Origin of the sequence: Microbispora catharanthi (genome assembly GCF_006334915.2) — a bacterium.
Classification (GTDB): domain Bacteria; phylum Actinomycetota; class Actinomycetes; order Streptosporangiales; family Streptosporangiaceae; genus Microbispora; species Microbispora catharanthi.
Map to the genome: position 1 here is coordinate 79,484 of NZ_VDMA02000002.1, position 23,929 is coordinate 103,412.

Below are 23,929 nucleotides of genomic sequence, written 5' to 3' on the forward strand. Positions count from 1 at the left end.
ATTTCGTTACATTTGACGCCTCGCAGAGGGGCACGGGGGAGGTCACGGCGCGACCCTGACAGCCGTCTTTAGTAAGGGGAAAGTTAGGAGTAACGAGAAGTTGCACGTAGATGCCGGATCTTTCACGACACGTATGGACACGAGTGCCCGCGACGCGATGTACTACCTCATCATTCACACCGAAGGCTGGGGATCCGGGCGTGCCTGCCCGGGAGGAACGAGCGCGCATGAGCACCGTCGTCCTCGACAACGTGACGAAGATTTACCCGGGGGGGTACCTCGCGGTCGACCGCATGAACCTGCGCGCGGACGAGGGTGAGCTCCTCGTCCTGCTCGGGCCGTCGGGCTGCGGGAAGTCCACACTGCTGCGCATGATCGCGGGACTGGAGGAGATCACCTCCGGCGACCTGTGGCTGGGCGGGCAGCTCGCCAACCACCTCGCGCCCCGGGACCGGGACGTCGCGATGGTCTTCCAGAACGGCGCCCTGTATCCCCACCGGACGGTGCGCGGCAACCTGTCGTTCCCGCTGGAGATCGCCAAGGCGGACCCCACGATGGTCAAGCAGCGGGTCGTCGAGCTGTCGCGCGCGCTGCACATCGACGAGACGCTCGACCGGCGGCCGGGCACGCTGTCCGGCGGCCAGCGCCAGCGCGTCGCGATGGGCCGCGCGATCGTGCGCCAGCCCTCCCTGTTCCTGATGGACGAGCCGCTGTCCAACCTGGACGCCGGCATGCGCACCGAGCTGCGCATGGAGATCTCGTCGCTGGTGCGCGCCCTCGGGGTCACCACCATCTACGTGACGCACGACCAGGTCGAGGCCCTCACCCTGGCCGACCGCATCGCCATCATGAACCGGGGCGTGCTGCAGGACATCGGCACCCCGGCGCAGGTCTACAACGACCCCGCGACCGCGTTCACCGCCGCGTTCCTCAACTCCCAGCAGCTCAACCTGCTCGCGGCGACCGTGCGCACCCCGCAGAACCAGTTCATCATGCTCGACTTCGGCCCTCATCAGATCACGATGCCCTGGACCGATCCACGGGCGTATGCGGTGTCGCAGCACACCGGCATGCAGATCATCGTGGGTATCCGGCCGGACGGGCTGGTGCCGGTGCCGGAGCGGACGGAGGGCCCGACGTTCTTCGGCCGGGTCAGGACGCTGGAGTATCACGGCCACGAGTGGCTCGCCTACCTGGAGGCCGGGATCCCGGCCGTCAACGTGCCGGAACCGCCGGACCGCCGCCAGCTGAACGGCGCGGGAGGCGGCGGCAGGGCGCGGTCGATGATGCGCCGCCTGCTGAACGGCTCGGCCCCCGCGGAGGAGGAGGAGCAGCCGCCGCCGCTCTCGCAGTCGGGCACGCACCGCCGCGCGGACCTGATCGTCAGGCTCGGCAACCGGCCCGTATGGCGCGCGGGCGACGCCGGCCGGGTCGCCGTCGACGTCTCCCGGCTCATGCTGTTCACGATGGACGGCACCCGCATCGACCCGCCGCGCCGGTAGGACCGTCAGGCAGTACGGCTGACGCCGCCGGCCAGCACGGAGACGATCCCCACCAGGCGGGCGATCTTGTCCAGCTCGGCCCGGTGGAACGCCGGTCCCTGGGAACGCGCCACCACCAGGTGGATGCCGTCCATCGGCACGCTCGCCAGGTGCAGCCCGCCCTCCTCGAACGCCGAGGCGCGCAGCGGGGTGAGGTCGGCCGCGGGCACCTTCTCGGGGGCCTGCCAGCTTCCGTGGACGATCGTGCCGTCGGCCGAGTCGACCCCCACCGCCCACTCGGCGCTGACCAGGTCGGGCACCGCGTCGACGAGGGTGACGTACGCCCGGTCGGGGTCCGCGGCGACGTGGCCGAGCAGGTCGTAGTCGGGAGTCGAGCCGGGCACCTCCCGGGTCGGCCACACGGCCTCCACCCGCGTGCCGGGGACCACGCCGATCCGCTCGCGCAGCTCGCCGGGCTCGAAGACGCCCGACCAGGAGACGGTGAAGTCGTCGACCGCGCGGCCCGCCTGCCGCTCCAGCACGGTGACCTGCAGGATGTCCGCGCCCATCACCCCGAACGCGCGCGCCACCTGGCCGAGCACCCCGGGCCGGTCAGGGAGCGAGACCCGCAGCCGCAGCAGCATCCCCACCACCTCCTTCTCGTGCGACACCAACAGTGTCGGACACACGTTTCGCGGCTGTTACGCCGGTGGGTCACGGAATGGCTGCAATGTTTCTGGAACTTGCAGCAAAGCCTTGCATGGCCCGGGGTCCGACAGTAGCTTCCGGCCCATGGTGACCCCCCAGCACCGGCGTACGCGCGTGCCCACAGCGCTGTCCACCGTCACTGCGCTCGCCGCCGCGCTCATCGCCTTCCCCCTGCCGCCTGCCCCGGCGGCGTCGGCCTCCGTCGCCACGGGCACGGTCACGGCGGGCACCGCCACGACCGCCGTGACCGCCGCGACCGGCGCGCCGTCCGACGCGGAACTCGCCCGCGACGCCCTCCGCGCGGACCTGTCCCGCGAGCGACTGTACTTCGCGATGACCGACCGGTTCGCCGACGGCGACCCCTCCAACGACCGGGGCGGGCTGTCCGGCGACCGGCTGACGACCGGCTTCGACCCCACCGACAAGGGCTTCTACCAGGGCGGCGACCTCACGGGCCTGATGGGGAAGCTCGACTACATCAAGGGCCTGGGCAGCACGGCCATCTGGCTCACGCCGTCGTTCGAGAACCGGCCCGTGCAGGGCACGGGGGCGAACGCCAGTGCCGGCTACCACGGCTACTGGATCACCGACTTCACCAGGATCGATCCGCACCTCGGCACCAACGCGCAGATGAGGAGCCTCGTCAAGGAGGCGCACAAGCGCGGCATGAAGGTGTTCTTCGACATCATCACCAACCACACCGCCGATCTCATCGACTACGCGGAGAAGACGTACGGCTATCGCGGCAAGGCGGCCTACCCCTACGTGGACGCCTCCGGCCGGGCCTTCGACGACCGCGACTACGCCCTGCGCGACGACTTCCCGAAGGTCACCGCCGAGTCGTTCCCGTACACGCCGGTGGTGACGGCCAGGTCGAAGGTGCCGTCCTGGCTGAACGACCCGACCATGTACCACAACCGGGGCGACTCGACCTTCTCGGGGGAGAGCTCCGAGTACGGCGACTTCTCCGGCCTCGACGACCTGTGGACCGAGCGGCCCGAGGTCGTGAAGGGCATGACCGACATCTACAAGACGTGGGTCAAGGAGACCGGCGTCGACGGCTTCCGCATCGACACCGCCAAGCACGTCGACATGGAGTTCTGGCAGCGCTTCGCGCCCGCCCTGCACGGTTACGCCGCCAAGCTCGGCAACGACAGGTTCTTCATGTTCGGCGAGGTCTACAGCTCCGACCCCGCGTTCGAGAGCCGCTACACCACCACCGGCACGCTCGACGCCACGCTGGACTTCGGCTTCCAGGAGGCGGCGCGCTCGTACGCGAGCGGTGGCGACGCCGCGAGCCTCGGCAGGTTGTACGCCGCGGACGACTACTTCACCGACGCCGACTCCAACGCCTCGTCCCTGCCGACGTTCCTCGGCAACCACGACATGGGCCGGATCGGGTACTTCCTCAAGCAGGACGACCCCTCGGCCGGCGACGCCACGTTGCTCGCCCGCGACCGCCTGGCCCACCAGCTCATGTACCTGACCCGCGGCCAGCCGGTCGTGTACTACGGCGACGAGCAGGGCTTCACCGGCGGCGGGGGCGACAAGGACGCCCGGCAGCCCATGTTCGCCTCGAAGACGGCCGACTATCTCGACGACGATCTCATCGGCACCACCGCCACCCACGCGACCGCCAACTTCGTCACCACCCATCCCCTCTACACCTCGATCGCCGAACTGGCCCGGCTGCGCGACCGCTATCCCGCGCTGGCGAACGGCGCCCAGACCGTGCGGCTGGCGAGCGGGAACGTGTTCGCGTTCTCCCGGATCGCCGCCAAGGAGCGGGTCGAGTTCGTCGTGGCGCTCAACAACGGCGCGGCCGCCGAAGCCGTCCAGATCCCGACGTACTCCCCCGGCACGTCCTTCACCCAGGTCTACGGCGGGACGGGCAGGCTCACCGGCGCGGCCGACGGGAAGCTGCCCGTGACCGTGCCGCCGCTGTCGGCCGTCGTCTACCGTGCGGACAAGCCCCTGGCCGCCCCGGCCGGGGCGCCGGAGATCTCTCTCACGCTGCCCGCCGAGACGCTGCGCGGCACGGCCGGCGACGGCCGGGTGGCGATCTCCGCCGAGGTGCCCGGCGACGGGTTCGCGCAGGTCACCTTCGCCGTCAAGGCCGGGGACGCGCCGTGGCGGGTGCTCGGCACCGACGACGCCCCCAACGGCCACACCTTCCGCGTCTTCCACGACCTCACCGGCGTGCCCGAGGGCACCCCGCTCACGTACAAGGCCGTCGTCAAGGACGCGGCGGGCCGCTACGCGGGCGCCACGGCGACCGCGACGGCCGGGCCGCAGCCCGCGGAAGAGGAGCCGGGCGCGGTCAAGCGCGACCACCTGGTGGTCCACTACAGGCGCGACGGCGGCGACTACGACGGCTGGGGTCTGCACGCCTGGGGCGACATCGACCAGACGGTCGAGTGGGGCTCGCCGGTCGCCTTCGAGGGCGAGGACGCGTTCGGCCGCTTCGCCTGGCTGAAGCTCAAGCCAGGGGCCACCGAGGTCGGCCTGATCACTCACAGGGGTGACACCAAGGACCAGGGCGACCGGATGGTCAGCCCGGCGCGCACGGGCGAGGTGTGGCTCGTCGAGGGCAGGCCGGACGTCTACGCCTCCCGGGCCGCCGCCGAAGGGTACGCCACGGTCCACTACCGCCGCCCCGACGGCGCGTACGACGGCTGGGGCCTGCACCTGTGGGGTGACGCGCTCGCCGACGGCGCGGGCACCGAGTGGGGCTCCCCGCGGCCGCCGGACGGGACCGACGCGTTCGGGGCCTTCTGGCGGGTGCCGTTGAAGAACGCCGACGCGCCGCTGAACTACATCATCCACAAGGGCGACACGAAGGACCCCGGGCCCGACCAGTCGTTCGTGCCCGCCAGGCAGGCAGAGGCGTACGTGAACTCGGGCGGGACGGCGATCCACGGCAGCGCGGCGGCGGCGCGGAACGTCGCGGTGCTGCACTACCACCGGGCGGACGGCGACTACGGCGGCTGGGGCCTGCACTTCTGGGGCGACGCGTCCGGCTCGGTCGAGTGGGGCGACCCGCTCAAGCCGGCCGGGACCGACGCATTCGGCGTGTACTTCGAGGTGCCGCTCGCACAGGGCGCGAAGACGCTGGGGTGGATCATCCACAAGGGCGATCAGAAGGACCAGCAGGCCGACCAGTCGCTGGACCTCGGCGTGACCGGCCACGAGGTGTGGAAACTGTCAGGTGTGGACGGATACCTGCTGCCGCAGCCCGCGGCCACCGGGGCGGACGCCGACCTGTCCAAGGCCACGGCCCAGTGGATCGACCGCGACACGGTCGCCTGGAAGGGCGAGGTCGCCGCGGCGAACCACTACGCGCTGGCCTACTCCCCCAAGGGCGACATCGCGTACGACAAGGGCGACCTGACCGGGGACGTCCATCTCATCCGGCTGGCGCCCCGTGCTTCCGATGAGCCCAGCACGCTCACCGACGCCCAGAAGGCCGCGTGGCCGCATCTGGCGGCGTACGGCGCGCTGAAGGTGGACCCGCGCGACGCCGACCTCGTGCGCGACGCACTGCGCGGCCAGGTCGTGGCGATCGAGCGCGGGCCCTCGGGCGCGCTGCTGACCGCCACGGGCGTGCAGATCCCCGGCGTGCTCGACGACCTGTACGCCGGGGCCGCCGAGGTCCCGCTCGGCCCCACCGGCCGCGGCGGCCTCGCGGTGTGGGCGCCGACCGCCCAGAAGGTCGAGCTGGCCCTCTACGACGGCCCGTCCACCGATCGCAGGACGGTCCACCGGATGCGCAGGCACGACGCGACGGGCGTGTGGTCGCTCGACGGCCCGGCGTCGTGGCGGGACAGGTACTACACCTACCTCGTCACCGTCTACGCCCCGGCGGCCGGGAAGATCGTGACCAACGAGGTGACCGACCCCTACAGCCTGTCGGTCTCGGCGGGCTCGGGGCGCAGCCGGTTGGTCGACCTGGACGACCGGTCGCTGCGTCCCGAGGGGTGGACGGCGCTGAGGAAACCCCCGGCGGTGCGCCAGGACCGGGCGTCGATCTACGAGCTGCACGTGCGCGACTTCTCGGCCTCCGACACCACCGTGCCGGCCGCCGAGCGCGGCACCTACAAGGCGTTCACCGAGACCGGCAGCGCCGGGATGACCGAGCTGCGGAGCCTGGCGAAGGACGGGCTGACCCACGTCCACCTGCTGCCGGCCTTCGACTTCGCCACCGTGCCCGACCGGAGGGCCGACCGCACCGAGCCCGGCTGCGACCTGGCCGCGCTGCCGCCGGACTCCGACCGGCAGCAGGCGTGCGTCGCGGAGACGGCCGCGAAGGACTCGTTCAACTGGGGCTACGACCCGCTGCACTACACCGTGCCCGAGGGCTCGTACGCGACCGACCCGGACCGGAGGATCAAGGAGTTCCGCGAGATGGTCGCGGGGCTCAACGGCGCGGGCCTGCGAGTGGTCATGGACGTCGTCTACAACCACACCCACGCCGCCGGGCAGGACCCCACCAGCGTGCTCGACCGCGTCGTCCCCGGCTACTACCACCGGCTCATGGACGACGGCACGGTGGCCACCTCCACCTGCTGCGCGAACACCGCCCCGGAGCACGCGATGATGGGCCGGCTCGTCGTCGACTCGATCGTCACCTGGGCGAAGGAGTACAAGGTCGACGGCTTCCGGTTCGACCTTATGGGCCACCACCCGAAGGCGAACATCCTGGCCGTGCGCAAGGCCCTCGACGCGCTCACGCCCGAGAAGGACGGCGTGGACGGCAAGTCGATCATCCTGTACGGCGAGGGCTGGAACTTCGGCGAGGTGGCCGACGGCGCCCGGTTCGAGCAGGCCACCCAGGCCGGCATGGCGGGCACCGGGATCGGCACCTTCAGCGACCGGCTGCGCGACGCCGTGCGCGGCGGCACACCGTTCGACGTGGACCCGGGCGTCCGGGGCTTCGGCTCCGGGCTGGCCGACTCCGGGCCGGACGACCGGCTCGCGCGCTACGAGGACCTGATCAAGCTCGGACTCGCGGGCAACCTGCGCGACTTCACGTTCACCGGGTCGTCCGGCGCGCCGGTCAAGGGCTCGGAGGTCGACTACAACGGCAGCCCCGCCGGGTACGCCGCCGCGCCCGGCGACACGGTGACCTACGTCGACGCCCACGACAACGAGACGCTGTTCGACGCGCTCGCCTTCAAGCTGCCCACGGACACCCCGATGGCCGACCGGGTCAGGATGCAGTCGCTGTCGCTGGCGACGGTCCTGCTCGGCCAGGGCACCGCGTTCGTCCACGCCGGCAGCGAGCGGCTGCGGTCGAAGTCGCTCGACCGCAACTCCTACGACTCGGGCGACTGGTTCAACCGCCTGCTGTGGGACTGCCGCCAGGGCAACGGCTTCGGCGGCGGCCTGCCGCCCGCGAAGGACAACGAGGCGCGCTGGCCCTACGCGCGGCCCCTGCTGGCCGACCCCGCGCTGCGGCCCGACTGCGCGGCGATCGGGGCGGCCAGGGCGAGGTTCGGCGAGTTGCTGCGGATCCGCTACTCCTCCCCCGCCTTCTCGCTGGGCTCCGCCGCCGAGATCGGCAGGCGGGTCTCCTTCCCGCCGTCCGGCACCCCCGGTGTGATCGTCATGCGCATCGACGCCACCGGCGTCGATGCCGCGAACAAGGCGATCTACGTGGTGTTCAACGCCACCGGGAAGACCGCCGCACCCGCCGTGCCCGCGCTGAAGGGCGCCCGGGTCGCGCTGCACCCCGTGCAGGCGGCGTCGGACGACCCCGTGGTCCGGCAGGCGTCGGCGGACGGGGCGACCGGCACGCTGACCGTGCCCGCCCGCACGGTGGCGGTGTTCACCGAGACGCCGTAGGGGCGCCGTGGGGACGCCGTAGGAGTGGCGCCGGGCGCGGGGCACCCCCGCGCCCGGTTGCACTCATTAAGAGACTTTGGGCAACTTTGGGACGAGCTTTTCGCTGTCGCGAGTTTCCCTAAAGATGACCATCAGTAGCCTCGGGTAATGCTCCTCCCCAGGCGCTCCCCGTCACTGCGAGCCCGGCTGGCACTCCTCGCCACCGGGACAGCGGCGATCCTGCTGATCCCACTCGCGATCGTGGTGCACGTACTCGTCCGCGACATGGTCGCGGACCGCATCTGGGACCGGAGCCTGGACACCGCCACCCACGTCGCCGCGCAGATCCGCGACGGGCGCCTGCGCAACCCCATCCCGACCGGCGGGAACGACATCGACCTGATCGAGGTGTCGGGACCGGACGGCCGGGTCGTCGCCGAGAGCGCGGCGGCCAGGGACGTGCCCCGCCTGAGCCCGTTACGCCCGGCCCCCGACCGCGAGGTCACCCAGACGACGGCCTGCTCGCCCGCCGGTCGCGACTGCCTCTACATCACGGTGCTGCGGGTCTCCCCGGGGTCCGGCTCCGACCTCGTCTACGCGGGCCGGGCTGCCCCGGCGATCCTCGACACGTCCTTCACGCTGCCGGCGCTGCTCCTGGCGGCCCTGCTGCTCGCCGCGCTCGCGGGCTGGACGGCCTACAAGGTGACGGGCCGCGCGCTGCGGCCGGTGGAGGCGATCCGGTCGGAGCTCGCCGAGATCACCGAGAGGAACCCCGGCGGCCGGGTGCCCGAGCCGCCCGGCGACGACGAGTTCTCCCGGCTGGCCCAGGCGGCCAACGACGCGCTGTCCCGGCTGGACACCTCGATCCAGCGGCAGCGGCAGTTCGCCGCCGACGCCTCGCACGAACTGCTCACCCCCATCGCCGGGATCCGGGCCCAGCTGGAGAGCGCTCGGCTGCACCCCGAGGACACCATTGAGGCGGTCTGCGCCGCGCTGCGCGACACCGAGCGCCTGGAGGCGATCGTCGCCGACCTGCTCCTGCTCGCGCGGATCCCCACGGTTCCCGAGACCGCCCGGGAGGATGTCGACCTGTCCCACCTGGTCGTCGCCGAGGTCGAGCGGCGGCCCGAACGGCTGCCGACCCACCTCCACAACACCCCGGGGGTGACGGTCAGGGGCATGCGCCGCCACCTCGCCCGGGTGGTGGCGAACCTGCTCGACAACGCCGAGCGGCACGCGCTGACCGTGGTCTGCGTGCGGGTCACGCGCACCGAGGACGCGGCCGTCCTCTACGTGCGCAACGACGGCAGGCCGATCTCCGAGGCGGACCGCGAGCGGATCTTCGAGCGGTTCTACCGCACCGACGCGGCGCGCAGCCGCGACCGGGGCGGCACGGGCCTCGGCCTGGCCATCGCCCGCGAGGTGGTGGAGGCCCACGGCGGCTCCATCCGGGTCGAGGACGTCACGGACGGCGAGCCCGGCGTGCGTTTCGTGATCACGCTGCCGCTGGCCCCGGACGATCCCGCCCCCGATGGCGCCGACCCGTCCGGCGACACCCAAAGTTAAGGACCGCGCCCCTGGTCGTTCAGCCCAGTAACCCCCAACTGGAGGACCTGCTGGCTAGTTTTCGGGACACCCCGGCCCCCTTGGGTCACACGGGTTCCCGAAGTCGCAGGTAGAGGAGTCACTCGTGCGAGTGCTGGCAGTCGTCCCCGCCCGTGGAGGCTCCGTGGGCGTCCCCCTGAAGAACCTGGAGAAGGTGGGCGGAGTTCCGCTCGTCACCCGGGCGGTGGACGCCTGTCTGCGCGCCGAGCTGGTGGACGAGGTGGTCGTCAGCACCGACCACGACCGGATCGCCGAGGTGGCCGAGGCCGCGGGCGCGCGGGTCGTGCGCCGGCCCGCCGATCTCAGCGGCTCGACCGCCTCCAGCGAGTCCGCCGTGCTGCACGCCCTGTCGGAGATCCCCTCCGAGAGCTCCGGCGAGCAGCCGGAGATCGTCGTACTCGTCCAGTGCACCAGCGCGTTCCTCGATCCCCGCGACCTCGACGCCGCCGTCGCGAAGGTACTGGACGGCGAGGCCGACTCGGTCTTCTCCGGCACCGAGACCTACGAGTTCGTCTGGACCGGCGCCGGCCACGGGGTGAACCACGACCCGGCCGTGCGCCCGCGCCGCCAGGACCGCGAGCCCCACTTCCGCGAGACCGGCGCGTTCTACGTCATGCGCACGGAGGGCCTGCGCGAGCGCGGCCACCGTTTCTTCGGCAGGGTCGCGGTCCAGCCGGTGCCCGTCCGCCACGCGGTCGAGATCGACACCCCGGAGGACCTGGAGATCGCCCGGGCGCTCGCGCCGTTCGTGGACGAGCCGCTGCCGATCGACGTGGACGCTGTCGTCACCGACTTCGACGGCGTGCACACCGACGACCGCGCGTTCGTCGACTCCGACGGCCGGGAGATGGTCGCGGTCAGCCGCTCCGACGGGATGGGGATCGCGCTGCTGCGCCGGGCCGGCGTGAAGGTGCTCGTGCTGTCCACCGAGCGCAACCCGGTCGTCGCCGCCCGCGCCGCCAAGCTCGGCGTGCCGGTGGTGCAGGGCCTCGGCGCCAAGGACGTCGCACTGCGTGAATGGCTGGCCGCCGAGGGCCTGGCTCCCGAGCGGGTGGCGTACGTGGGCAACGACGTCAACGACCTGTCCTGCATGGCGATCGTCGGCTGGCCGGTCGCGGTGCCCGACGCCCACCCCCGGGTGCGCGCCGCCGCCCGCGTCGTGCTGTCGGCCCCCGGGGGCGCCGGAGCCGTGCGGGAGCTGTCCGACCGGGTGCTCGCGGCCCGCCCGGCCACCGCGCTGGAGACCGTCCCGGCCCCCGCGCCCGTCAGCGTGCCCGTCACCGCGCTCGGCCACCTCGGGCAGGTGCGGCCGGTGCGGATCGGCCGGTCGCTGGTCGGCCCCGGGCAGCCGGTGTACGTGATCGGCGAGATCGGCATCAACCACAACGGCGACGTCGACATCGCCCGCAAGCTCATCGACGTGGCCGCCGACGCCGGCTGCCAGGCCGTCAAGTTCCAGAAGCGCACCCCGGAGATCTGCGTGCCGCTCGAGCAGCGCGACCAGATCCGGCAGACGCCGTGGGGCGAGATGACCTACATGGAGTACAAGATCCGCACCGAGTTCGGCGCGGACGAGTACGCCCACATCGCCAAGTACTGCGAGGAACGCGGCGTCGACTGGTTCGCCTCGCCCTGGGACGTGCCGTCGGTGGAGTTCCTGGAGGACATGGACGTCGTCGCGCACAAGGTGGCCTCGGCCTCGGTGACCGACCACGAACTGCTGCGCGCGCTGGCCGCCACCCGCAAGCCGATCATCCTGTCCACCGGAATGTCCACGATCGAGGAGATCGACGCGGCGGTGGAGATCCTCGGCACCGAGCGCCTGGTGATGATGCACGCCACCTCCACCTACCCGCTCCCGCCCGAGGAGGCCAACCTCCGCATGATCACCACGCTGCAGCAGCGGTATGGCGTGCCGGTCGGCTACTCGGGGCACGAGCGCGGGCTGCAGATCTCGCTCGCCGCCGTGACGCTGGGCGCGGTGACCGTCGAGCGGCACATCACCCTCGACCGGGCGATGTGGGGCTCCGACCACGCCGCCTCGCTGGAGCCCACCGGCCTGGAGCACCTGGTCCGCGACATCCGCATCATCGAGACCGCACTCGGCGACGGCGTGAAGCGCGTCTACCCGGGCGAGGAGGCCCCCCGGGCCCGCCTGCGCCGGGCCACGGCATGATCACTCTCTCCGTGGTCGTGCCGGTCAGGGACGGCGAGGCGTACCTCGGGGACGCGCTCACGTCCCTGGTGCGCAACCGGACGCGCGAGTTCGAGACCGAGGTCGTCGTCGTGGACGACGGCTCGGCGGACGCGACGCCGGAGGTCGTCGAGGACTTCCGGCGCGACCTGCCGGGGCTCACGGTCGTCCGCAACCCGATGCCGCTGGGACTGGCCGGCGCCCGCAACGCCGGGCTGAAGCTGGCCGCCGGCCGGTACGTCACCTTCCTCGACGCCGACGACTGGCTCGCGCCCGGTTACCTGTCCCGCCTCGTGGCCGCCATCGACGGGCTCGGGTGCGACTTCGTGCGCGTGGACCACATCCAGGTCGAGGGCCGCAGGCGGGAGACGCACCGGGCGCCGCAGCCGCGCCGCGGCGTCGTGCTGGACCCGCGCGACGGCATCCTGCCGGCCGATTTCAAGACGATGGTCGACTATCCCTACGCCTGGGCGGGGATCTACCGGCGCGAGCTGGACGACCTGCTGACCTTCCCCGCCGGGCTGCACACCGCCGAGGACCGCCCGTGGATCTGGCGGCTGCACCGCCTGGCCCGGTCGTACGCCGTGGTCTCCCTCGCCGGGGTGTTCTACCGGCGGGGGCTGACGGCGTCGCTCACGCAGATCGGCGACGAGCGGCAGCTCCACTTCTTCGACGCCTACGACATCGTGCTGGACGAGGCCGAGCCGCGCTACCTGCCGAAGGCGGCCCGCAACCTGTGCGCGCTGCTCGCCCACCACGTGGAGCTGGCCGACCGGTTCACCCCGGCCGTACGCGCCCGGTTCGACGAGCGGGCGCGGGCGGCGCTCGCCCGGCTGCCCCACGAGGCGCTGACCGAGGCGATCGGCGGGCTGGAGCCCGAGCGGGCCGCTCTGCTCCACTCCTACCTACCGGGCCCCCACACGACAGGAGGGCCGCGTGCCTGACTCCACGCTGTTCTACGCCTCCACGCTGTTCGGCGCGATGACGCTCGCGGCGGCGATCGACGAGGGGCGGTTCCGCGACGGCGGCCGGGTCCTCCTCGTGTCGAACAACGCGGCGATCCCGGAGGTCACCCCGGCGCTGGACGAGGCGCCGGGGTTCGCCGCGCTGCGCGACAGGTTCGACCGCGTCCTGTCCTGGAACGAGATCATCGCGCCGCTTCACCCGTCGGACTGGAAGCCCCGCTCGATCGAGACGCCCATGCTCGGCCGCCTGCTGCGCGACCTGATCGGCGAGCCGGACGAGCTGGTCCTGGAGTCGATCGCGGTCTCCCCGTCGCGTACGCTCGCCGGCCTGGTCAAGGACTGCCCGATCACCGTCTACTCCGACGGCCTCATGAGCTACGGGCCGACCCGCGACCCGCTCCCCCACGAGATCGCCGGCCGGATCGCCCGGCTGCTCCACCTCGACCTCGTCCCCGGCCTGGCGCCCCTGCTCCTGGCCGAGCACGGGGTGCCGGCCGAGGCCCTGACGGACGCGTCGTTCGCACGCGTGGTGGGCCGGGTGACGGAGGCGGCCGAGGCGGTTCCCCGCGCCGAGGCGGTCGTCCTCGGCCAGTACCTGTCCGCGCTCGGCCTGGTCACGGCCGCCGAGGAGGCCGCGCTGCACGAGCGCATGCTGCGCGGACTGGCGGCGCGCGGCCACCGGACCGTGCTGTTCAAGCCGCACCCCGCCGCCGGGCGGCGGCACGCCCGCGAGCTGCGGCCGGTCGCCGCGGAGCTGGGCGTCGACCTCCTCGTGGCCCCCGAGACGACGCCCGCCGAGGCGTGCTTCGCCGCGCACCGCCCCGAACTGGTCGCCGGGTGCTTCTCCACCGCGCTGGTGACCGCGCGGCGGCTGTTCGGCCTGCCGGTCGCGGCCACCGGCACCGATCTCGTGCTCGAACGGCTCACGCCGTACGAGAACGGCAACCGGATCCCGGCGACGATCGTGGACGCCACGCTGCCCCGGCTGGAGGCCGACGGCACGGTCACCGAGCCGCCCGCCGCCGACCTCACCGCCCTGGTGGCGGCCGTGGGCTACTGCATGCAGAGCGGGGCCCACCCCGGCCTGCGCGAGACCGCGGCGGCCTACGTGGGCGCCCACGGACCGGCGCGCTACTTCAAGAAGCGCAGGCTGGAGTCGCTCGGCCTGATCGAACGCCCGGCCCCCGCGCCGGCCCGTCCGCAGGCGCGCCTGCGCCGCCTGCTGTCCCGCTGATCGGGCCGGCGGGGGCCGCTTCAGAACGCCTTGAGGTAGCGGCGCATCCGCCGCTTGGCGCGGTAGCCGTACCGCAGGACCTTGGGCGGCACCTCCAGGCGCAGCCGGGCGCGGCGGCGGGCGGCGGCATGCTCGGGACCGTCGAGGAGCGAGCGGCCCGGCTCCAGCGTCCCCGCGCGGGCCGCGGCGACCAGCGCCGCGACGCGGCCGGTCCAGTCGCTGGCCGAGGAGTCGTGGAAGTAGTTGGCCCGGCACCACTCCTCGGCCGGGACCCGGAAGTCCGCCTTGGCCAGGTCGTCGAGCGTGCCCAGGCAGCCGCTGCCCTCGAACACCAGGTTGATCATCTCCGCGCTGACCCCGAAGTCGGACAGCACGAGCAGCGGCACGTTCCCGGCGATCGCCTCAAGCGCGGCCGTCGAGCTGACCGTGACGAATCCGGCGGCCCGGCTCAGGTGCTCGTGCATCGGGCCCGCGGCGAAGCGCACGGCGCCCGCGGGCACCCGGCCCTCGGCCTCCATCGCGGTCCACAGCCGCTCGTAGTGGTGACGTTCGTTGTGCGTCTGCCGCTCGTCGTCGCGGGCCCGCAGCTTGACCACCACGTCCAGGTCGGGTCGGGCCCGTCCGAGCGCGGCCAGGGCGAGCAGGATCCGCTCCCGTTCCTCGCGCCGCCTGGGCACCTTGGCCTGGGTGGCGAACACGACGCGGTCGCGCACGCCCCCGGTGTCCTGCGCGGCCGGTTCGCGGGGCAGGAGGTCCAGGTAGGGCAGGCGGGCCAGCGCCACCGCCCCGCCCCCGCCGAGCCGCGCGCCGATCTCGGAGAACTCGGCGACCTCCCGGCCGCTGTGCACGACGAACAGGTCGCAGCCGCTGCGGAACAGCCAGGCCTTCTCCGTCGCGGGCACCGAGATGCCGGGCAGCCCCGACACCAGCACCGGCCGGGGCCGCAGCCCGGCCAGCGTCTCCGCCGCCAGCGCGTCCACGACCGGCCCGGTGCAGGCCAGCAGCACGGCGTCGGGCCGGAACCGTTCGGCGGCCCGACGCAGCTGCCGCGCGGGCAGGACCGGGGGAAGCCCCTCGCCCTGCGCGCGGGTGCCGCTCACCGCGGCGGCGATCTGCGCCGCCGAGGGGGTGATGGGAGTGCGGACGACGGCCAGATCCGTGACCCAGTCCTCCGGAGTCGCGTCGAGCAGGCCCGCGGCCCACTTGAGATACGAGTCGGAGTCGGCCACGGCGAGCAGACGGGTCAAGGAGCGACCTTTCCGGGATCGTGCGTGTGGGGCTGATGAGGTTCGTGCGCGAAGAGCTGGAGGTGGGAGCGCAGCGACGGGGCGGCCGAGGCCGTCCACCAGTCCTCCGGCACGTCCACGGTCTCCACCCGTACGCCCCGGGCCGACAGCAGGACGCGCAGCGAGGTCACCGCGGTGGACGGCAGGCTCAGCACCCGCTGGTCCGGCCGCAGGTCGCGCAGCGTCATCTCGGCGGGCGCCCCGGCGTCGTACACGGTCAGCCCGGCGATCCTGCGCACCCGGTCGAGGTCCCCGGGGTCCTCACGCCGGTGGGGGAAGTACGCGACGGGCTCGTCGATCCGCTCCAGCCAGCGCAGGTAGCGGTCGCGGTGGATGAGCCCGTTGCGTACGAGCGAGGTGCCGAGCACGACGGTGCGCTCCGGCGGCGGCCGGTCGGCGGGCTGGGCGCGCAGCCAGGCGAAGTCGTGCCGGACGAGCCGCGCGCCCGTGCCCTCCACCGCCTCGGCGAGGCCGGTGGGCACCGGGAGCGCGGTGAACACCGTGGGCCTGCGGGTGCGCAGGCGGAACCCGGCGGCCGCGGCGAGCACCTTGCGGCCGAGGCCCGGGGTTCCGCGGGCGCGCAGCAGCGGACGCCGCGCGACCAGCAGCTCGAGCAGGCGGATCGTGGCCAGCCCGTCGTCCACCAGCACCGTACGGCCGGGAAGGGCCGTGACGAGGGCGAGCTGGACGCGCCCGGAGAAGGCGTCGCCCACCGCCCACACGCGGCCCGGCCGGGGAACCCGCTCGGCCGGCTCGGCGAACTCCAGCCCCTCGGGCAGCCCGAGCCGCTCGAGCTCGCGGCGGGTCAGCCGCAGGGCCGGCAGCCCGGCCCGCGGCACCACCGTGGTGACGGCCCCGAGGAGCCCCGCGTGGTGCGCCTCGACGACGCACAGCAGCTGCAGGGGGGACTCCACCCACGCGACGGCCTGCCCCTGCTCGGCGGCGTGGCGCCGTCCCTCGTTCTCCACGCCCCGTAAAGAAACGTTCACGACGCGCTCACCCTAGCCGCCCGACACGACGACGGCGGGAACACCCGGTGAACAGACCCCGAAGGGATCTTCTCGGGGCATTACGGCAGCATGGGAGGCATGAACGTCGTCACCTTGAACAACAATGTGCGGATGCCCCAGCTCGGTTTCGGTCTGTGGCAGGTGGCCGACGACGAGGCCGAGAAGGCCGTGGCGACGGCCCTGGAGTACGGCTACCGCAGCATCGACACCGCGAGGCTGTACCGCAACGAGGAGGGCGTCGGCCGCGCCCTGCGCGCCTCGGGCGTCCCCCGTGAGGAGCTGTTCGTCACCACCAAGCTCTGGAACGACCAGCACGGCTACGACAAGGCGCTGCGCGCCTTCGACGCCAGCATGCGGCGGCTCGGCCTGGAGACTCTCGACCTGTACCTGATCCATTGGCCGGCGCCCAAGCAGGACAGGTACGTCGAGACGTGGAAGGCCCTGGAGAAGCTGTACGCCGACGGCCGGGTGCGGGCCATCGGGGTGTCCAACTTCACCGTGAGCACGTTGGAGCGTCTGCTCGCCGAGACCGATGTGATCCCCGCGCTGAACCAGATCGAGCTGCACCCGCAGTTCGCGCAGCGGGAACTGCGCGGCCTGCACGCCGAGCGCGGCATCGCCACCGAGGCGTGGAGCCCGCTCGGGCAGGGCAAGGGCCTGCTCGACCTGCCCGTCCTGGCCGAGATCGGCGCGAAATACGGCAAGACGGCCGCGCAGGTGGTGCTGCGCTGGCACATCCAGCTCGGCAACGTGGTGATCCCGAAGTCGGTGACGCCGTCGCGCATCAAGGAGAACATCGAGGTCTTCGACTTCACGCTGAGCCCGGAGGACATGGCCGCGATCAACGGTCTCGACGAGGGCCGCCGTCTCGGCCCCGACCCCGCCACCCTCGGCTGACCGACCGGCGGCGGAGGATTCACCAGAGTCTCTCCCATAACGGACGCGGTGCGGTCACCCGGTCACGCTGCGTACGTTTCCCCTGACGAGCACGCGGCAATGATTGCTGCCGTGCCCCAACCACGACGATCGAGAAAGCTGTGGGCCGGGCTCGCCGCGGCGCTCCTGCTGTGCCTCGGGCTCACCGGCGCCTCCCGTGCCGAGCCCGCCCCCACGCTCGCGGCTCAACGGCCCAATATCGTGCTGATCCTCACCGACGACCTGGACGCGGCGGATCTGAGCCGGTTCCCCAACATCACGAACCTCCTGGTGCGTCAGGGCACCACGCTGTCGCGCTTCTTCGTCACCAACCCCTGGTGCTGCCCCTCCCGCTCGTCCATCCTGCGCTCGCAGTACATGCACAGCCACCAGGTGGAGAGCAACCGGTCGCCGACCGGCGGGTTCCCGAAGTTCCGGCCATTGGAGGCCTCCACCCTCGGGACGTGGATGCACGACGCGGGCTACCGCACCGCGCTCATGGGCAAGTATCTCAACAACTACCCCGAGGGCGCGCCGCGCACGTACGTACCGCCCGGCTGGGACGAGTGGCACGTCCCCGTCACCCGCCTCTACCAGGAGTACGGCTACACGCTCAACGAGAACGGCGTGATCCGGCGGTACGGCGACGCCCCCGAGGACTACCTGGAGGACGTGCTGAGCGCCAAGGCCGCGGCGTTCGCGACCGGTTCCGCCGCCGAGTCCTCCGCCGGGGCGGACGCGCCGTTCTTCCTCTATCTCGCTCCGGTCGCGCCGCACCTGCCCGCGCACTACGCGCCGCGCCACGCCGCCGCCTTCGCCGGCGAGCAGGCGCCGAGGACCGCGTCGTTCGACCAGGCCGACCTGTCCGCCGAGCCCCGCTGGCTCAGCGAGCGCACGCCGCTGTCGGCCGCCGACACGCGGCGGATCGACCGGGTCCACCGCGACCGGCTGCGGGCCATGCTCGGTGTGGACGACATGGTGGGCGCCCTGGTCGAGGCGCTGCGCCGGGCGGGCCGCCTGGACGACACCTACATCTTCTTCACCTCCGACAACGGCTTCCATCTCGGCCAGCATCGGCTGCGGCCGGGCAAGACGACGCCCTTCGAGGAGGACATCCGGGTGCCCATGGTGGTGCGCGGGCCGGGGGTGCCCGCCGGGGGCGTGGTCGACGCGCTCATGTCGACGGTCGACCTCGCGCCCACGTTCGCCGAGCTGGGCGGGGCCGCGGTGCCGCCCACGGCCGAGGGCCGCTCGCTCGTCCCGCTCCTGCAGGGGCACGACGTCCCCTGGCGCGACGCCGTGCTCGCGGAGTTCTACCACCCCTCCTACTCGCCGAACTCGCCGCCCACGTATGCGATGCTGCGGACCGGGCGGTACGCGTACGTCGAGTACGAGACCGGGGAGCGGCAGCTCTACGACCTGCGGGACGACCCGGCGGAGCTGCACAACATCGCGGCGACGGCCGGGCCGGGCCTGACGGCCGCGCTAGCGGCCCGGCTCGCGCTGCTGCGAGCCTGCTCCGGACCGGCGTGCCGGCTGGCGGACGCCGCCGGCACAGTGATCTCAGACACAGTGGTCTCAGGCACGGGGGTCTCGCTGGGCGGCGGAGTGTCCCTGGGGACGGCCGCGGTGGCCCACGGGTGAGGTGACGGAGCGGATAAAGGCGGGCGCCCCGGCAGGTTCGGGGCACCCCCTATTCATTTCTGCCCATATGGCTATGGGAGCGCTCCCAAGCGTGCTATGTCCTAGTATGTCCCATTGACCGGCTCTAACCACCCAGGGAGTAACAGTTAGGTTTCGGCATATTGACGCCCCGGTTGCTCATAGAGGACCCTTCGTGGGAGCGCTCCCAACGGTGCTTAGTACACCGTGCGGGAGCACCGAGCACAACCTTCGATCGCGGGCCGTGAGATCGGGGACCGGCCTGGGATGCACCTCCCACGAACGATTCGGGATACCACCTGAGAGGGGTCCGGAATGATTGCAAACTCGCGCCGCGGCAGGCTGCTCGCGGTCGCCGCGGTGGCGGCGCTGGCTCTCGGCGCCACCGCCTGCCAGTCCGACGACAAGCCCGACACCGCGTCGGGTGGCGGGTCCACGGCGGCGGCCGGCCCCGTCACCATCACGCTCCAGACGTTCGGCGGCGGCAAGAACTTCGGCTACAAGGAGGCCGTCGACAAATGGAACGCCGAGCACAAGGACATCCAGATCAAGTATGACAACCTGACCGACCAGTTCGAGCAGGTCTACTGGCCGCAGATGATCCAGTGGCTGCAGTCCGGCGCGGGCGCCGGCGACGTCGTCGGCATCGACGAGGGCGGCATGGGCCTCGCCAAGGCGCACCCCGAGTGGTGGGCCGACCTGGGCGAGTTCGGCCTGCAGAACCGCAAGAGCGACTTCGCCGCCTGGAAGTGGGAGAACGGCGTCACCGCCGACGGCAAGCTGTTCGGCCTCGGCACCGACGTCGGCGGCATGAGCCTGTGCTACCGCCGTGACCTGTTCGAGAAGGCCGGTCTGCCCGCCGACCGCGAAGAGGTCAGCAAGCTCTGGCCGACCTGGGACGACTTCGTCAAGGTCGCCCACAAGTTCCAGGACAAGATCAAGGACACGAAGTTCGTCGACGGCACCAACACGCTCTACAACGTGGTCCTGGTGCAGGAGGGCGCCAAGAACGGCAACGTCACGTACTTCGACAAGGACAACAACCTGATCGTCGACAAGAACCCGGCGGTCAAGACGGCGTACGACTTCGCCCAGAAGATCAGCCAGGAGGGCCTCACGGCCAAGCTGCGCAACTTCACGCCCGAGTGGAACACCGGCATGAAGAAGTCGCAGTTCGCCACCCTCGGCTGCCCGTCGTGGATGCTCGGCGCGGTGAGCGGCGACGGCGGCGCCGGACCGGACTTCAAGGGCAAGTGGGACGTCGCGGCGGTGCCCGGCGGCGGCGGCAACTGGGGCGGCTCCTGGCTGGCTGTGCCGAAGCAGTCGAAGCACCCCAAGGAGGCGGCGCAGGTCCTCGACTACCTGACCGGCAAGGACTCCGAGGTCAGCGTCTTCAACTACGCCGGCAACATGCCGAGCAACGTCCAGGCGCAGCAGGACCCGGCCGTCCAGGGTGCGAAGAACGAGTACTTCAACGACGCCCCCGTCGGTGAGATCTTCGCCAAGTCGGCCTCCTCGCTCCAGCCGATCTTCCTCGGCGTCAAGCACGCCCAGGTCAAGAACGCCATCGAGTCGGTCGTCTCCGCCATCGACGACGGCTCCGTGCCGTACGCGAACGGCTGGAAGAAGCTCGTCGACGACGCCGTGAAGGCCGCGGGCTGATCCTGCCCGCCAGGTGAGCACCGGTCCGCCGCAGCGGCACCCCGCCGGCGGGCCGGTCGCCTGCTTTCACCCGAAAGGTAATCTATGAGCCTGCACGTCGACGCCGGGCACCCCACCCGGGCACCGATGCCGCCCAGCCGGAGGCATGTCCGGCCGAGACCGGGCCGGTCCTTTCTGACCTGGCTGGACCTCAAGGCCGCGCCCTACCTCCTGGTCTCTCCCTACTACCTGCTCTTCCTGGTCTTCGGGCTCTTCCCGCTCGCCTTCACCCTCTACTACTCGTTCTTCGACTACGACCTCACGGGCACGGTCGAGTGGACGGGCCTCGGCAACTTCACCGCCCTGCTCGACGACGCCGATTTCTGGAAGGCGGTCGTCAACACCCTCGCGATGTTCGTCATCGCGACGGTCCCGCAGATCCTGCTGGCCCTGCTGCTGGCCAACGCGCTGAACAAGCGGATGAAGGCGCAGCTGTTCGTCCGGCTGGGCGTCCTGCTCCCCCTCGTCACCTCGGTCGTCGCAGTGGCGGTCGTCTTCACCCAGCTGTACGGCCGCGACTACGGCATGGTCAACTGGGTGCTGAGCTGGTTCGGCATAGATCCCGTCAGCTGGAAGACCGAGCGTCTCCCCTCCTGGCTCGCCATCGCGACGATGATCGACTGGCGCTGGACCGGCTACAACGCGATCATCTTCCTGGCCGGCATGCAGACGATCCCCAAGGACCTCTACGAGGCGGCCTCGATCGACGGCGCGTCCCGGCGGCGCCAGTTCTGGCAGATCACGGTCCCGATGCTCCGGCCCACGATGATCTTCGTGGTGCTGAACTCCACCATCGGCGGTCTCACGCTGTTCTCCGAGCCGACGACGTTCTACAACGGCAACGTCCACGGCGGCACCAACAGCCAGTTCCAGACCGTCTCGATGTTCATCTTCGAGCAGGGCTTCCGCGAGTTCGACTACGGCTACGCCTCCGCGGCCGCCTGGCTGCTGTTCCTGCTCATCCTCATCGGATCGGCCATCAACTTCCTGCTCATCCGCCGGATCGGGGGCAACAAGTGACCACGCTCTCCGCGCCCGCCACCCCGCGGCGGCGCCGCGCCAAGGCGCCGGGAGGTGCCGCCGGCCTCTGGACCGCCACGCCGATGACGAGGCTCGTCCTCGCGGTCACGATCATCATCTCGGCGTTCCCGCTGTACTACATGATCGTCATCGCGTCGCGCACCAACACCGAGGCGACCGACATGCCGCCGCCGTTCCTGCCGGGCGGCAAGCTCGGGGAGAACGTCCAGCGCGTTCTGTCCAACCCCGACGCGCACTACCTGACCGGTCTGACCAACTCGCTGATCATCGCCGCCACGGTGACGGTCTCGGTGGTGCTGATCTCGACGTTCGCCGGCTTCGCGTTCGCCCGGCTGCAGTTCAAGGGCGGCAAGATCCTGCTGCTGCTGGTGCTGCTGACCATGATGGTCCCGCTGCAGCAGATGGGCCAGGTCCCCCTCTACCGGCTCATGGTCAGCCTCGAATGGGTCGGCTCGATCAAGGCCGTGATCCTGCCCTTCCTGCTCAACGGCTTCGGCGTCTTCCTGATGACGCAGTACACCGAGCAGGCCGTGCCCAACGAACTGGTCGAGGCCGCCCGCGTCGACGGCGCCTCCACCCTGCGGATCTGGTGGAACGTCATCCTGCCCGCCGTACGGCCGGGCATGGGAGTGCTGGGCATCAACACGTTCATGCTGAACTGGAACGAGTTCATGTGGCCGCTGATCGTGCTGAACCCGGACAACCCGACGGTCCAGGTCGCGATCAACTCGCTCAACGCGAAGTACGGGACGGACTACGTGCTGATCTTCAGCGGCACGCTGTTGTCGATCCTCCCGCTCATCGTCGTCTTCATCCTGTTCGGCCGACAGATCATCGGCGGACTCATGGAAGGTGCGGTCAAGGCGTGACAACGCAAGGCACACGACCCGAAGCGGAGACGGCCGGCCTGATGTTCCCCACCGGGTTCGTCTGGGGCGCCGCCACCTCCGCCTACCAGATCGAGGGCGCGATCACCGCGGACGGGCGGGGCCGCTCCATCTGGGACACCTTCTGCGGTCAGGACGGGCGCATCGTGGGCGGAGACACCGCCGAGATCGCGATCGACCACTACAACCGGTATCGCGAGGACGTCAAGCTCATGGCGGACCTCGGCCTCACCGCCTACCGGTTCTCCGTCTCCTGGCCTCGGATCCAGCCCGACGGCTCCGGCGCGTACAGCGCCAAGGGCCTCGACTTCTACAAGAGGCTCGTCGACGAGCTTCTCAGCTACGGCATCGACCCGTGGCTGACGCTCTACCACTGGGACCTCCCGCAGGCGCTCGAAGACGCCGGCGGGTGGCCGTCGCGCGACACGTCGAAGCGCTTCGCCGACTTCGCCGCGACCGTGCACGCCGAGCTCGGCGACCGGGTCAGGAACTGGAGCACGGTCAACGAGCCCTGGTGCGCCGCGTTCCTCGGCTACGCCTCCGGCGAGCACGCCCCCGGGCGGCGCGAGCCGGCCGCCGCGCTGCGCGCCGCGCACCACCTCAACCTCGCGCACGGCCTGGCCGTCCAGGCGATGCGGGCGCAGAACGCCGACTCGCAGATCGGCGGGTGCGTGAACGTGTACCCGGTCACGCCGGCCACGGGCAGCGAGGCCGACCAGGACGCCGCCCGCCGCATCGACGGGCTGCAGAACCGTTTCTTCCTGGACGCGCTGCTCAAGGGCTCCTACCCCGAGGACGTGCTGGCCGATCTGAGCCACCTGTCCGACATGGAGTTCATCCAGGACGGCGACCTGGCCACGATCGCCGCCCCGCTCGACATGCTGCTGATCAACTACTACAGCCGCTTCACCGTTTCCGGCGCGCCCGGCGGCGCCGCGTCCGCGGCCGCCGCGCCGACGGACTCCGGATCGCCGTGGATCGGCAGCGAGCACGTGGGCTTCGTCAACGGCGGCCGCCCGGTCACCTCCATGGGCTGGGAGATCGACGACAGCGGCCTGCACGAGATGCTGCGGCGGATCGCCGACGAGTATCCGCGGGTCCCGCTCTACATCTCGGAGAACGGCGCGGCCTACGACGACGTGATCGGCGAGGACGGCACGGTGCACGACCCCGATCGGGTGGCCTACATCGACGCCCACCTGCGGACCTGCCACGCGGCCATCGAGTCGGGCATCCCGCTTCAGGGCTACTTCGCCTGGTCGCTGATGGACAACTTCGAGTGGGCCTGGGGATACGGCAAGCGCTTCGGCCTTGTCTACGTCGACTACGAGACCCAGGCGAGGACCATGAAATCGAGCGCTTTGTGGTATGCCGACACCATCAGACACGGCGGCCTGCTGGGTCGGGCACAATAAGC

General features: G+C 71.5%; 15 protein-coding genes. 12 read left to right on the forward strand and 3 right to left on the reverse strand.

What is annotated here, in order from left to right:
- Window positions 1-227 precede the first annotated feature (227 nt).
- Entirely contained in the window at window positions 228-1,502 is a 1,275-nt protein-coding gene (locus tag FH610_RS03665) for an ABC transporter ATP-binding protein (protein WP_139572851.1), read from the forward strand.
- Between the two features lie 5 nt (window positions 1,503-1,507).
- Here FH610_RS03665 and FH610_RS03670 read toward each other — a convergent pair whose 3' ends face one another.
- A complete protein-coding gene (locus FH610_RS03670; RefSeq protein ID WP_240808735.1) occupies window positions 1,508-2,152 on the reverse strand; it encodes an ACT domain-containing protein in 645 nt (214 codons plus the stop codon).
- Window positions 2,153-2,273: 121 nt separating this feature from the next.
- On the opposite strand from FH610_RS03670, the gene pulA reads away from it, so the two are divergent.
- From pulA to FH610_RS03695, 5 genes are all read left to right on the forward strand, one after another.
- Window positions 2,274-8,033, forward strand: a complete 5,760-nt coding sequence (gene pulA, locus FH610_RS03675) for a pullulanase-type alpha-1,6-glucosidase (RefSeq protein ID WP_139572852.1) — start codon at window positions 2,274-2,276, stop codon at window positions 8,031-8,033.
- A 147-nt stretch (window positions 8,034-8,180) separates the two neighbouring features.
- Window positions 8,181-9,578, forward strand: coding sequence for a sensor histidine kinase (locus FH610_RS03680; RefSeq protein ID WP_139572853.1), 1,398 nt, complete (start codon window positions 8,181-8,183; stop codon window positions 9,576-9,578).
- A gap of 124 nt (window positions 9,579-9,702) precedes the next feature.
- Window positions 9,703-11,793: an N-acetylneuraminate synthase family protein gene (locus FH610_RS03685; protein ID WP_139572854.1), complete on the forward strand. Its 2,091-nt coding sequence runs from the start codon at window positions 9,703-9,705 to the stop codon at window positions 11,791-11,793.
- Window positions 11,790-12,755 carry a glycosyltransferase family 2 protein gene (locus FH610_RS03690; RefSeq protein WP_139572855.1) on the forward strand — a complete coding sequence of 322 codons (966 nt, stop codon included), beginning with the start codon at window positions 11,790-11,792 and terminating at the stop codon, window positions 12,753-12,755. The genes FH610_RS03685 and FH610_RS03690 overlap by 4 nt, the downstream gene beginning before the upstream one ends.
- Window positions 12,748-14,010: an alpha-2,8-polysialyltransferase family protein gene (locus tag FH610_RS03695; RefSeq protein ID WP_240808736.1), complete on the forward strand. Its 1,263-nt coding sequence runs from the start codon at window positions 12,748-12,750 to the stop codon at window positions 14,008-14,010. The genes FH610_RS03690 and FH610_RS03695 overlap by 8 nt, the downstream gene beginning before the upstream one ends.
- Before the next feature lie 20 nt (window positions 14,011-14,030).
- Here the strand turns inward: FH610_RS03695 and FH610_RS03700 are convergent, their stop codons facing one another.
- Complete coding sequence (locus FH610_RS03700) at window positions 14,031-15,257, reverse strand: DUF6716 putative glycosyltransferase (RefSeq protein WP_139572856.1); 1,227 nt, start codon at window positions 15,255-15,257, stop codon at window positions 14,031-14,033.
- A complete protein-coding gene (locus FH610_RS03705) occupies window positions 15,254-16,285 on the reverse strand; it encodes a hypothetical protein (protein WP_205825536.1) in 1,032 nt (343 codons plus the stop codon). Before FH610_RS03705 ends, FH610_RS03700 begins: the two co-directional genes overlap by 4 nt.
- Before the next feature lie 99 nt (window positions 16,286-16,384).
- On the opposite strand from FH610_RS03705, the gene FH610_RS03710 reads away from it, so the two are divergent.
- From FH610_RS03710 to FH610_RS03735, 6 genes are all read left to right on the forward strand, one after another.
- Complete coding sequence (locus tag FH610_RS03710) at window positions 16,385-17,203, forward strand: aldo/keto reductase (RefSeq protein WP_139572857.1); 819 nt, start codon at window positions 16,385-16,387, stop codon at window positions 17,201-17,203.
- Window positions 17,204-17,314: 111 nt separating this feature from the next.
- A complete protein-coding gene (locus tag FH610_RS03715) occupies window positions 17,315-18,865 on the forward strand; it encodes a sulfatase family protein (RefSeq protein WP_240808737.1) in 1,551 nt (516 codons plus the stop codon).
- A 333-nt stretch (window positions 18,866-19,198) separates the two neighbouring features.
- On the forward strand, window positions 19,199-20,545 hold the full coding sequence (locus FH610_RS03720; RefSeq protein ID WP_139572859.1) for an ABC transporter substrate-binding protein: 1,347 nt from the start codon (window positions 19,199-19,201) through the stop codon (window positions 20,543-20,545).
- 84 nt (window positions 20,546-20,629) lie between these two features.
- Window positions 20,630-21,604: a carbohydrate ABC transporter permease gene (locus tag FH610_RS03725; protein ID WP_139572860.1), complete on the forward strand. Its 975-nt coding sequence runs from the start codon at window positions 20,630-20,632 to the stop codon at window positions 21,602-21,604.
- Window positions 21,601-22,494 carry a carbohydrate ABC transporter permease gene (locus FH610_RS03730; RefSeq protein WP_240808738.1) on the forward strand — a complete coding sequence of 298 codons (894 nt, stop codon included), beginning with the start codon at window positions 21,601-21,603 and terminating at the stop codon, window positions 22,492-22,494. Before FH610_RS03725 ends, FH610_RS03730 begins: the two co-directional genes overlap by 4 nt.
- A gap of 41 nt (window positions 22,495-22,535) precedes the next feature.
- Entirely contained in the window at window positions 22,536-23,927 is a 1,392-nt protein-coding gene (locus FH610_RS03735; protein WP_139573194.1) for a GH1 family beta-glucosidase, read from the forward strand.
- Window positions 23,928-23,929: the final 2 nt, after the last annotated feature.